The organism is Salibacter sp., assembly GCF_031581065.1.
Classification (GTDB): Bacteria; Bacteroidota; Bacteroidia; order Flavobacteriales_G; family Salibacteraceae; genus Salibacter.
The window spans coordinates 1-11,201 of record NZ_JAVLBN010000060.1 but is presented as its reverse complement, the minus strand read 5'-3'; the positions used below and the strand labels follow the sequence as shown (position 1 = coordinate 11,201).

13 protein-coding genes and 1 pseudogene are annotated in these 11,201 nt (G+C 39.8%); 2 read left to right on the top strand and 12 right to left on the bottom strand.

The features are described 5' to 3' along the window. The 6 genes and pseudogenes from RI557_RS10690 to RI557_RS10665 all read right to left on the bottom strand — a co-directional run. Nucleotides 1–593, bottom strand: a pseudogene (locus RI557_RS10690) (30S ribosomal protein S12 methylthiotransferase RimO); the annotation flags it as partial. Beyond that, a complete protein-coding gene (gene ftsY / locus RI557_RS10685; protein WP_310668083.1) occupies nucleotides 593–1,558 on the bottom strand; it encodes a signal recognition particle-docking protein FtsY in 966 nt (321 codons plus the stop codon). The pseudogene RI557_RS10690 and the gene ftsY, both read right to left, overlap by 1 nt. Before the next feature lie 91 nt (nucleotides 1,559–1,649). Next, nucleotides 1,650–1,802, bottom strand: a complete 153-nt coding sequence (locus RI557_RS10680) for a DUF4295 domain-containing protein (protein ID WP_310668084.1) — start codon at nucleotides 1,800–1,802, stop codon at nucleotides 1,650–1,652. Between the two features lie 12 nt (nucleotides 1,803–1,814). Continuing rightward, a complete protein-coding gene (gene rpmG, locus RI557_RS10675) occupies nucleotides 1,815–2,000 on the bottom strand; it encodes a 50S ribosomal protein L33 (RefSeq protein WP_151166525.1) in 186 nt (61 codons plus the stop codon). Between the two features lie 14 nt (nucleotides 2,001–2,014). Continuing rightward, nucleotides 2,015–2,254 (bottom strand): 50S ribosomal protein L28, encoded by a 240-nt coding sequence (gene rpmB / locus RI557_RS10670; protein WP_310668085.1) that lies wholly within the window; start codon nucleotides 2,252–2,254, stop codon nucleotides 2,015–2,017. A 61-nt stretch (nucleotides 2,255–2,315) separates the two neighbouring features. Beyond that, nucleotides 2,316–3,563: a competence/damage-inducible protein A gene (locus RI557_RS10665; RefSeq protein ID WP_310683705.1), complete on the bottom strand. Its 1,248-nt coding sequence runs from the start codon at nucleotides 3,561–3,563 to the stop codon at nucleotides 2,316–2,318. Between the two features lie 70 nt (nucleotides 3,564–3,633). Here RI557_RS10665 and RI557_RS10660 point away from each other — a divergent pair, with 70 nt between their 5' ends. Next, the gene (locus RI557_RS10660; RefSeq protein ID WP_310668087.1) at nucleotides 3,634–4,530 is read left to right on the top strand and encodes a nucleoside phosphorylase; all 897 of its coding nucleotides are present in this window, start codon (nucleotides 3,634–3,636) and stop codon (nucleotides 4,528–4,530) included. An 81-nt stretch (nucleotides 4,531–4,611) separates the two neighbouring features. Further along, nucleotides 4,612–5,484, top strand: coding sequence for a transglutaminase-like domain-containing protein (locus tag RI557_RS10655; protein WP_310683703.1), 873 nt, complete (start codon nucleotides 4,612–4,614; stop codon nucleotides 5,482–5,484). Here the strand turns inward: RI557_RS10655 and RI557_RS10650 are convergent. The 6 genes from RI557_RS10650 to RI557_RS10625 form a co-directional block, all read right to left on the bottom strand. Next, the gene (locus RI557_RS10650) at nucleotides 5,474–6,061 is read right to left on the bottom strand and encodes a sugar transferase (RefSeq protein WP_310668089.1); all 588 of its coding nucleotides are present in this window, start codon (nucleotides 6,059–6,061) and stop codon (nucleotides 5,474–5,476) included. The two genes, RI557_RS10655 and RI557_RS10650, sit on opposite strands and share 11 nt — an antisense overlap. Beyond that, nucleotides 6,042–7,277 carry a DegT/DnrJ/EryC1/StrS aminotransferase family protein gene (locus RI557_RS10645; protein ID WP_310668090.1) on the bottom strand — a complete coding sequence of 412 codons (1,236 nt, stop codon included), beginning with the start codon at nucleotides 7,275–7,277 and terminating at the stop codon, nucleotides 6,042–6,044. Before RI557_RS10645 ends, RI557_RS10650 begins: the two co-directional genes overlap by 20 nt. A 55-nt stretch (nucleotides 7,278–7,332) precedes the next feature. Beyond that, on the bottom strand, nucleotides 7,333–8,538 hold the full coding sequence (locus tag RI557_RS10640) for an O-antigen ligase family protein (protein WP_310683701.1): 1,206 nt from the start codon (nucleotides 8,536–8,538) through the stop codon (nucleotides 7,333–7,335). A 46-nt stretch (nucleotides 8,539–8,584) separates the two neighbouring features. Beyond that, the gene (gene wecB / locus RI557_RS10635) at nucleotides 8,585–9,652 is read right to left on the bottom strand and encodes a non-hydrolyzing UDP-N-acetylglucosamine 2-epimerase (RefSeq protein WP_310683699.1); all 1,068 of its coding nucleotides are present in this window, start codon (nucleotides 9,650–9,652) and stop codon (nucleotides 8,585–8,587) included. After that, the gene (locus RI557_RS10630) at nucleotides 9,649–10,884 is read right to left on the bottom strand and encodes a glycosyltransferase family 4 protein (RefSeq protein WP_310683697.1); all 1,236 of its coding nucleotides are present in this window, start codon (nucleotides 10,882–10,884) and stop codon (nucleotides 9,649–9,651) included. Before RI557_RS10630 ends, wecB begins: the two co-directional genes overlap by 4 nt. A 3-nt stretch (nucleotides 10,885–10,887) precedes the next feature. Then, nucleotides 10,888–11,201 (bottom strand): glycosyltransferase (locus RI557_RS10625; RefSeq protein ID WP_310683696.1); only part of this gene is annotated, 314 nt, incomplete at its 5' end.

The following is an 11,201-nucleotide window of genomic DNA, read 5'->3' as shown; positions in this document are numbered from 1 at the left end:
GTCAAATCCTGTGCGATGAGCATGAGCTCTTTTGTCCCGTTTGCTGCAAGACGTTTTGCATGATCGACTAATTCTGGTATTGGAGTGGATTTGTGTTTGCCGCGCATGAGCGGAATAGCACAAAATGCACAGGGCCTGTCGCAACCCTCGGCAATTTTAAAGTAAGCATAGTGAGATGGCGTTGTCAAAAGACGCTCTCCCACCAACTCGTGTTTATAATCAGCTTTGAGTGTTTTGAGCAGGCGTGGTAACTCTGCAGTTCCAAACCATGCATCAACATTGGGAATTTCTTTTTCAAGCTGAGGCTTGTAGCGTTGAGAAAGACAGCCTGTAACGTACACTTTAGAAACTTCACCGCGATCCTTTGCTCCCGACCACGCTAAGATAGAGTCGATCGATTCCTGCTTGGCATTTTCGATAAATCCGCAGGTATTGATGATCACAATTTCAGAGTCCTCTTTCATGGACTCGTGTTCAACATCAAAGTTATTGGCCTTGAGCTGCCCCATCATGACCTCAGAGTCATAGATGTTTTTCGAGCAACCGAGTGTAACTACGTTAACTTTGTTTTTCTTAAGTGTTTTTGTCTTCATTAAGCCTCCTGTTCTTCACCAAATAGAGAATCGACAAATTCGTACTTGTTGAATACCTGTAAATCCTCCATTCGTTCTCCTACACCGATGTAACGTACCGGAATCTTAAAAAGATCCGAAATTCCGATAACGACACCGCCTTTTGCTGTTCCATCTAATTTGGTCAGAGCCATTCCCGTTACCTCCGTCACACGCGTAAATTGCTTAGCCTGCTCAATCGCATTTTGACCGGTAGAGGCATCTAAAACGAGCATTACTTCGTGTGGAGCATCCGGAATGACTTTCTTCATTACTTTTTTAACCTTACCCAATTCATTCATCAGGTTCACCTTGTTGTGTAGTCTGCCTGCTGTATCGATAATTACAACATCAGCATCCTGAGCCTGTGCAGATTGAAGCGTATCAAACGCAACTGATGCAGGGTCAGATCCCATTTTTTGCGTGACGATGGGCACATCAACGCGTTCTGACCAAATCTTTAATTGATCGATTGCAGCAGCTCTAAATGTATCGGCAGCTCCCAGAACTACTTTCTTTCCTGCTTTTTTGAACTGGTAAGCGAGTTTACCAATCGTAGTGGTTTTTCCAACACCGTTTACCCCAACAACCATGATCACATAAGGGGCATCTTGTTGTGGAATGACAAACTCAGTTTCAGAGCCGGAGTTGTTTTCTTCTAACAGTGAGGAGATTTCTTCTCTCAGAATTTTATTGAGCTCTTCAGTACCAAAGTATTTGTCTTTGGAAACGCGTTCCTCAATACGATCGATGATTTTGAGCGTTGTATCAACACCAACATCAGATGTTACAAGAATTTCTTCGAGATCATCGAGTACTTCATCATCAACTTTAGTCTTCCCCGCAATTGAGCGAGTAAGTTTTGAGAAAAAGCCCTCTTTCGTTTTCTTGAGGCCCTTATCAAGTGATTTTTTCTTGTCTTTAGAAAATAGATTAAATAAACCCATATCAAGGTTGTATTAGTTAAGGCCACAAAATTAAAATAAAAAAGCTCTCCGCGATTTGCGAAGAGCTTTTACAAATTCTATAACAAACAACTTACTTGTTAAGGAAGTTCTTAACCTCGCTGTTTGGTAGTATTTTTTCTTCAAAAACGTAAGCTCCGGTTTTGTCAGAGCGCACAGTTTTGATCACTTTAGTAATATCTTTTGCTCCACCTTTACCCAGTGTTGCTACTGTCTTCTTAGCCATAACTCAGGAGTTTTATTTAATTTCTTTATGTACGGTGTATTTTTTCATGATGGGGTTGTATTTTTTCAACTCCATACGATCGGGCGTGTTTTTACGATTCTTCGTAGTGATGTAACGCGATGTGCCCGGCATGCCTGAGTTTTTATGCTCAGTGCACTCAAGTATAACCTGTACGCGATTTCCTTTTTTCTTAGCCATAACTCAATACCTCTTTATCCTTTGTAGTAACCTTTATCCGCAGCCTCTTTCAGGCATGCGTGAAGGCCTTTTTTGTTGATATTGCGAATTCCCGCTGCTGATACTTTCAGCGTAACCCAACGGTCTTCTTCAGCGTGGTAAAACTTTTTTACCTGTAAGTTGGGTTTAAAAACCCTGCGAGTTCTCTTATTTGAGTGAGAAACGTTGTTTCCTACTATTACTCGCTTTCCAGTTATTTCACAAATGTTTGACATGACTTCTTTTTCGCTTTTTCCAAAACAGGGCTGCAAATATACGGGAATTAAACTTGTTATTTCAAGTATCAGCTAAAATTTCTTTTCTCAACATATTCAATCCGGCCAGTGCCGACTGTCTGATGTTGCGTTCGCGGTTATTTCCAAAGGTAAATTTCTTGGCTATTGTTCTATTTGGTGTGGCTACTGAAATCCACACCGTGCCAACTGGTTTTTGGTCAGAACCTCCCGTTGGGCCTGCCACTCCGCTTGTCGCAATAGCAAAATCTGTATTCATGGATTCTTTAGCTCCCTCAGCCATTTGCCTCACAACTTCTTCGCTAACTGCTCCATGTTTTTCTAAATCGCTGGGTGAAACGCCCAGTGTATTTTGTTTCACTTCATTGCTGTAAGAAACGACAGATCCCTGAAAATAATCGCTACTTCCTGAAATGCTCGTAATCAAGTGAGCTATGTATCCACCGGTGCAACTCTCAGCTGTTGATAACGTTTTGCCTTTTTCACGGAGCAAGTCACCTACAACACCTTGTAGCGTATCTTCTCCATATCCAAAAATGATATTACCTATCAGGTTTTCGAGTTCTTTGACTTTTTTATCAACGGCAGTCGTTATTCGGCTCTGATTGTCACCTGTAGCACTTAGCCTCAGCCTCACCATCCCGGGTGATGGCAAATATGCCAACTTAATGTTGTGTTCTTCAAGACTGTCTTCCCACTTACTGATAAGCCCCATTATTCTGCTCTCGCCCATTCCCTGAGTGAGAACGGTTCTGTGATAAACGAATGGCGTATTAAAATACTGCTTAATCCACTTGAGAAGCGGATCATTCATCATGGCCTTCATTTCATAAGGAACTCCGGGAAGTGATATAAATACCTGTCCGTTGTCTTCCATCCAGGTTGCCGGAGCTGTGCCGTTCTTGTTTTGAACCGGTTTACATTTACTCGGAACCAGAGCCTGGTATTTGTTGACATCAAGCATTTCCTTGCCTTTGGAGGCAAAATAGTCCTCCACTCCTTTTAAAATATTATCATTCATGATGAGCTCATCATTGAAGTAATCGGCAAAGGTTCTTTTGGTAATATCGTCACGAGTTGGTCCCAACCCGCCAGTCATTATGATTAAATCAGCATTCTTGCGCGCATCATTCATCGCGTTAAAAATGTGCTCTTTGTCATCTGAAATGCTGGTAATTTGGCGTACTCTAATCCCCAAAGCATTGAGTTGCTTCGCTATCCAGGCTGAGTTTGAGTCTATTACCTGCCCTATCAATATCTCGTCACCTATTGTTATGATTTCTGCAAACATGTAGCAAAGATAAATTCTGTTTCCGGTTAATGAATTGCTTAAGTTTGAACCGCTAAATTATACCAATAGAATGCAATTTAACGAAGAAAGTTCAACAAATAGGATTGGTGAATCAGAGCTCATTCTCAATCCAAACGGAAGTGTTTACCATCTCGCGCTCAAACCTGAAAATATTGCTGATGACGTTTTGGTTGTTGGCGATCAGGGTAGAGTTGATGAAATTGCAAAATACTTTGATGAAATTGAATTTAACGTTCAGAACCGTGAGTTCAAGACCGTAACGGGAACATATCGCAACAAGCGATTCACCGTTTTGTCAACGGGAATTGGGATTGATAACATCGATATTGTACTCAACGAGTTAGATGCAGCGGTAAATATTGATTTGACTAAACGTGTTCCAAAGAGTGAGCACCGCTCTTTGCGCATAATCAGACTGGGAACTAGCGGAGCTCTGCAGGAAGGTATTCCCATTGGCTCTTTACTCGTTACCGATGCTGTTTTAGGATTAGATGGTTTGTTGAATTTTTACAAGTGCTCTTCTTCTCCACGTGAACTGGAGCTGGAAGATGCTTTCATCAAGCATATGAAATGGAGCGACAAGCTGGCCAGGCCATATGCGAGATTCGGATCCAGGGATCTGACCGAAAAACTTGCTGTGGGAAATTTGAAAGGCTACACGATTACAGCTCCGGGTTTTTATGCACCACAGGGAAGAAACGTTCGGTTGGGGATTTGGGATCCCGGCTTTCATGACCATTTGAGAAGTTTTGATTTTAAAGGTGAGAAAATCACCAATTTTGAGATGGAAACCTCAGCTCTTTACGGACTTAGCAAGGCTCTTGGTCATAAAGTATGTACGGTTTGCACAATCATTGCAAACAGGGCAACAAAAGAATTTGCAGAAGATTATCACCCGCTTGTAGACCGCATGATTACTGATGTTTTGAACAAGTTAACACACTAAGTGTGAAAAAGTAACGGGAACATGTGAAAATAGAGCTTGTTATTCAAAATAACTTTGGGCAAAGTTTAATTGCTGTTATCATTGAATAAACATGCCGACATAGAAGCACTCATCAAATTACTTGAAGATCCTGACGAGAATATATACTTTCAAATCAGGAAAGAGTTGATTGATCTTGGCCCCAGCGTAATTCCGGAACTGGAAAACCGCTGGGAAGAGGAATCGTCACTGGGGTTGTTATTTCAATCTCGTGTAGAGGATCTCATCCACGACATTCAGTTCAACAGCGTCAAAAAAGAGATAAGAGAATGGCGCGACAGTGATGACCATGATTTGTTGAGGGGCATGTATCTCATCGCGAAGTACCAGTATCCTGATCTCACTTATGAAGCGCTAGACCGCGGCATTGAGTCGATTAAGAAGGAAATTTGGATTGAGCTCAACAGCAGGCTTACGGCATTTGAAAATGTGCGTATTATCAACCATGTTTTATTCAACGTGCACAACTTTCAGGGAAATACTTCCAATTATCACGCTCCGCAAAATTCTTTTCTCAATAATGTTCTTGACACCTGTAAAGGAAATCCAATTTCCCTATCGGTTATTTACACACTGATTGGTCAGCGACTGGGCTTACCGATTTATGGAGTTAATTTGCCAAGGCATTTTGTTGTCGCTTATGTAGATCCTGTTTTCCAAAGTGATCATCCAACTGAAGAAAATGTCTTGTTTTACATCAACCCGTTTAGTAAAGGGAGTGTTTTTGGAATTGATGAATTGAAGGATTTTGTGCAGCAAATCAACTTACCTGATCAATCACAGTTTTTTAATCCGTGTGATTCAATATCCATTGTGAATCGCGTTTTAAACAACCTCATCAATAGTTACAACAAGCTGGGATACCCCGAAAAGGTAGAAGAGTTGAAGATTTTGCAGAATACACTTATCGGATAATGCGAAAGAGTGTTTGGAAGATAATTTTCAAATCTGTGAAGAAGCTCTGTTTTTGAACGTATTCACGCCCCAGTTTAAGTTTAGCCGGCATTATTTCTTCCCTGTAAGTTTGCTCGGGGTTTTCGCTTGCGGCCAAAAGTTCGCTTTCATCCACAAATTTGAGCGATGCGTAATCGGTTAAGCCGGGTCTGACCGATAAAACCTCACGTTGCTCAGGTGTGTAGAGTTCAACGTATTTTGGCACCTCTGGTCTAGGCCCCACAACGCTCATTTCTCCTTTGAGGATGTTGATTAGTTGAGGAAATTCATCGAGTTTATACTTGCGCAGTAAATAGCCGATTTTCGTCACGCGAGGATCGCGATGCCCCACTGTTATTTGCAATTTATCGCTATTGGGCCGCATGGTTCTGAACTTGTAAAGCCTAAATGTTTTGCCGTTTTTCCCCACTCTCGTTTGGCGGTAAAAAATTCCGCCTTTTGAGTCTAAAACGATTGCAAAAGCTATTACGGTCAGAACCGGAAACAGCAAAACGAGGACGAGCCCTGCACTTACGAGATCAAACAGCCTTTTGAGCACGCGACTTCTCCATTACTTTTTCGTACGCTGTTTCAACAGCATTGATCACTGTATCAATATCTTCATCACTGAGGTCGTAATAAACCGGTAATGAGATCTCGTGCGTGTAATTTTCAAAAGCTTTTGGGTAATGATCTACGTTGTAACCCATTTTTTTGTAATAGGTAAGCATGGGTAGTGGCTGGTAGTGAACGTTTACGGCCACATCCTGCTCGTAGATTTCGTAGATAATCAAGTTGCGTTCATGTTCTGTGATGTCACTGATACGCAACATGTAAAGGTGATAATTCGAGACTTTATCATCGGTTTCGTAAGTTGGTGTTATTGCCCAGCTGTTTTTTCCGAGTTTTTCGCTGTATTGATCAAAGATGTATCGCCTTTTAGCAAGTGTATCTTCCTCGTATCTTTCGAGCTCAACCAAACCGATTGAAGCGAGGATATCGGTCATGTTGTATTTGTATCCCGGCTCAATGACATCGTATCGCCAACCTCCTTTTTTCACTTTAGCAAAAGCATCTTTCGTTTGTCCGTGAAGTGCTTTTACATTTAGTTCTTTGTAGATTCTTTCGTGATCGAATCTATCTGGCATATTGACTGCGAGTGCTCCCCCCTCTGCTGTAGTGAGGTTCTTTACTGCGTGAAATGAAAAGGCTGATGCATCGGCTAAAACTCCTGAGTTTTGTCCTTTGTAAGTAGCTCCTATACTGTGAGCTGCATCAGCTAAGATTAAAACTCGCCCGAGAAGTTCCTGTCTCTCGTTATTGGGTGTAAAAAGTGAGCGTATTTTTTTGGATCTGACCAGTGAATAAAGTTCATCATAATCACATGGCATTCCGCCTACATCAACGGGTATAATGACTTTAGTGCGCTCGGTGATTAATGATTCTATTTTGCTTACGTCAATATTGAAATCATCGCCAACATCGCACATAACCGGTGTTGCTCCTTTGTGAACAACAGCGTTTGCTGTAGCTGTGTAAGTATATGCAGGAATAATCACCTCATCTCCTTCACCAACGCCAAACCAACTCAACATCAACTCCATTCCGGCAGTACCGCTATTGAGGCAAACTATTTTATTTGCTGTTGTAAACTCGGCAAGTTTCTTTTCAAATAGTTTGGTTTTTGGCCCAGTGGTAATCCATCCTGATTTCAATGCGTCAACTACTTCCTCTACAATTCTATCATCGACCCTGGGGGGTGAAAATGGTATCATTTATTCTCCTTTTATCTTAAACACTACAAAAATAACTAATTCTAAATATTAGGCTTTAATCACTGTAAGTGAAGTATAAAAAAGCGTTAAAAATGGCGTAAAAAACGACACCATCCTGCCGTTCAAAAATAGCTTCTGTCAAACAACTCATGGTGATAATGAAGACAAAAAGCGGAAATAAAAAGTTGGAGTGGATATTCACTTTGAAAAGCGGTATGACTAACATTCCTATAAGTGGTAAAAGTCCGAGTAATCCCAGCGCCACACCTGATTGAACAAATTGGTTGTGAGCGTTTAAATGTCTTTCTTCAGCGTAATCAAAATTCTCTTTTTCCCATTTGTCATTCATCGCCTGGCTTACATCGCCTGTTCCGTAACCAAAGAACGGCTTTTCCTGAAAAAGTTCCCAACTGTATTTCCACAATAATGGTCTGGAGCCAGAGCTGCTCTCTTCGTTCATTACATTTTCAGTTACACCTTTAAATCGATCGACATACTTTATGCTGACCACTATAAAACCAAGAGTAAAAAGAAGCACTAAAGACAAAGCTATCAATGGATTTTTATAACGTATTTTGGGAAAAATCAAATAGCTAAATGCGTAAGCCATCAAAAACCCCAGTACAATTATCCCCATTCTTGCTGATAGCTGATAGACAGTTATAATGAGGAAAGCCAACATCAGGTAGTTGTGTATTTGAACCTTCTCCCGATTGTGGAAAATAAAAATGATGAGGATAGCAATGGCAAAATTCACATAAATAGAAAAGTATCCGGCATGTCGATAATAGCTCAGGTAGACGTAATAAAAAGATTCTACCTCTCCAGATTTAAAATAGGAGATGCCTGCATAAATAAAGCTTACTGCTGCTGCTAAAACAGTTGCATACAAAAATGTGCGTAGCAACTCAGGAAGTGTAAACTTATTAATGACATTGCTGGTTAAAACCACCCATGGCACAAGGAGTAAACTGAGTTTTATTTCCAAATCAAAAAAGCCGTTACTCAAGTCATCGCTATACAATACGCCAATAGCATGAGCGAGATAAAACGCTGAGAAAAGCCATATGTAAAATTTACGCTTCTTGTAATAATGAACTCGTTCGTGAAATGGGTGAACTAAAACATTTGTTGCAGCAAATAAAACGAGTGCCCAGGGTATCAACCGTTGTTCAAACGGCAACAGAAATACAACAAGATGAGCCAGGTACAAGTTGACTTTCTTGATATTGATGTTTTTTATTGCATAGGGTTTACTCAACTGAATCAATGTTAGCCAATATTACTCATTTATTATATCATCAGGTCTAAATAGATAAAATAGCTTTTGCTATTTGCATAGCTGCTGCACCATTGCCATAAAGATCTGTATCAAAACTAACAGATTTATTGAGCATTTCTGATACTTTTTGTTTTAAGTCATCCTGAGGCTTAACGAGCTGGTTTACTCCAGCTTCAACTAATTCAACCCATTCAGTTTGGTCTCTTAAAGTTAAACAGGTTTTTTGAAAGAAAAAGGCTTCTTTTTGTAATCCTCCACTATCGGTCAGAACCATTGAGCAATTTTTCAAAAGCTCAATCATGTCGAAATAGCCTACCGGATCGATTATTTTCACATTGAGATTTAAGCTATATTCTTTCAGTTTAGCTTTTGTACGAGGGTGTAGAGGGATAACAACTGATTTTACTGATTCATGAACTTCATTGAGGTTATCTACAAAATCCTTAAGTCTTTCAGGGTCATCAGTATTTTCTGCCCGATGAAGTGTACAAAGGATAAATTCATCGGGAACTGATTCTACCACTGAAGAAAGTTGAGCAGACTTTTCAGCATAATAAAGTGCTGCATCATTCATAACGTCTCCTGAACGCACAATTTCACAGTCAAAATTATCATAGCCTTCATTCTTGAGGTTCTTTATTGCTGAATCAGTGGGGCAAAAAAGTATTGATGATATTCTATCAGTTAAAATACGGTTGATTTCTTCAGGCATTTCCATATTGAAACTTCTCAAACCTGCTTCAACGTGCCCAACTTTTATGTGAAGCTTTTGTGCAGCGAGTGCTCCAGCAAGAGTGGAGTTTGTATCGCCATACACCAAAACTAAATCTGGTTTTTCAGCCAGGAATACTTCTTCGAGTTTTTCGAGCATTCTGCCGGTCATAGCTCCGTGCCCTACCCCATTAATCTCTAGATTGTATTTTGGTTTTGGAATCTCCATTTCATCAAAGAAAACATCAGACATATTTTGATCAAAATGCTGACCGGTATGAACTAATATTTCTTCGACATCGTCATATTTCTTTAACTCTCTGCTTACAACTGCTGCTTTAACAAATTGTGGACGAGCTCCTACTACTGTTATAATTTTCATATTGAAACAAGCTTTTTTAATTCATTGTTAAATGAAGCTGCTATTTTATTGCGATTGAATTTTTGATCGACATAGTTCCGCCCATTTTCTCCTAATTCTTTCAACTGGATCTGACCATTGGCTATTTTAACAAGCAGTGAAGCCAACTCCTGGTGATTTTCTGGTTCAAATGGAAGAGCGCACTGACCTTCATCAGCAAACAAGTCTTTAGCCTCACCCTTTACCCCTAGAATTACCGGATTTTTCATTGCTGCATTTTCAAAGATCTTAGATGGTATAGCTCCCTCAAACAGAGGAAGATTTCTCAAAGGTACAATCGTTGCGTCAACGGCTTTTACAACTTTAGGCATTATTGATTTTGGAACAGGATCAAAAAAGCGAACGTTGTTGAGATTCATGTCTTTTGAGAGTTCAAGAAGTTCATTTTTTACCGGTCCGTCTCCCATTAAAATGAATTTGAGCTCAGGATGATTTTGAACCTCTTTAGCAGCTTTAAGAATCACCTCTAACCCCTGTGCATGACCAATTATGCCACCGTAAAACAAAAGTATATCTGAATCTGAATAATCGTTTTCCACCCTCCAGTTTGATTGAACCTGATCAGGGTTGTAGTACGATAAATCCACACCATTAGGCAACCAAAACGTTTTTAAGGTTGGAAATCTTTTGTCGATATCTTTGACGATGCCCTGGGTTTGTCCTGTGATCAATGCTGCATTTTTATAACACCATGCCTCTAATTTATAGGCGAGATTAAGGAAGAATTTATTTTTTACAAGATCTAATTTTTCTGCACTTTCAGGCCATAGATCAGAAACATTGAAAATCATCTTTGTCTTGAGCTTTCTCGACAGAAAGACTGCTGTAAAGCCGAGAAATAGAGGTGGTGATTCTACCAGTAAAAAGTCGAATTGATTCTTTTTGAAATTTCTGGTTCCGTACTTCCAACCTGACCACACAAAAGAAAAGTAGTTCAATAGTCTTTTAATTATTCCACCATCTTTACTGACATATATAGATGATCGATGTACAGAAATGCCATCTATTTCTTCTCTCTTACTCTTGAGCCCAATGTACTCTTTGAATATTTCCATTTTGGGATAATTGGGCATGGCGGTCAGAACCTCAATATGGTTCCCCTCATTTTTCAATCTTACAGCTAACTCGTGGAGTCTATTTTGAGGAGCACCTGTCTCGGGAGGATAATATTGAGTAAGAATAAGGATCTTCATCTTTTACGATTTTAATACCTTTTGATAAAAGCGATCTAGTTTAGCTGCTTCTTTCTCCCAATCAAATTTATTGAATACCATTTCTTTAGCTTTCTGGATCTGACTATTATCTTCTTTATTCAATAATACTTTGGCTTTTTGTCCTATTTCTTTTGGATCGTACACATTTGCATAATTACCATAATCTCCAAAAATCTCATGCCAATAAGGCATATCTGTCATCAATACCGGAATATCAGCTGCCATGTATTCAAATGTCTTTATTGGTAAACTATGTATATGTCCTTCTGTTGGATATAGCATAGTGAAACCAAGAG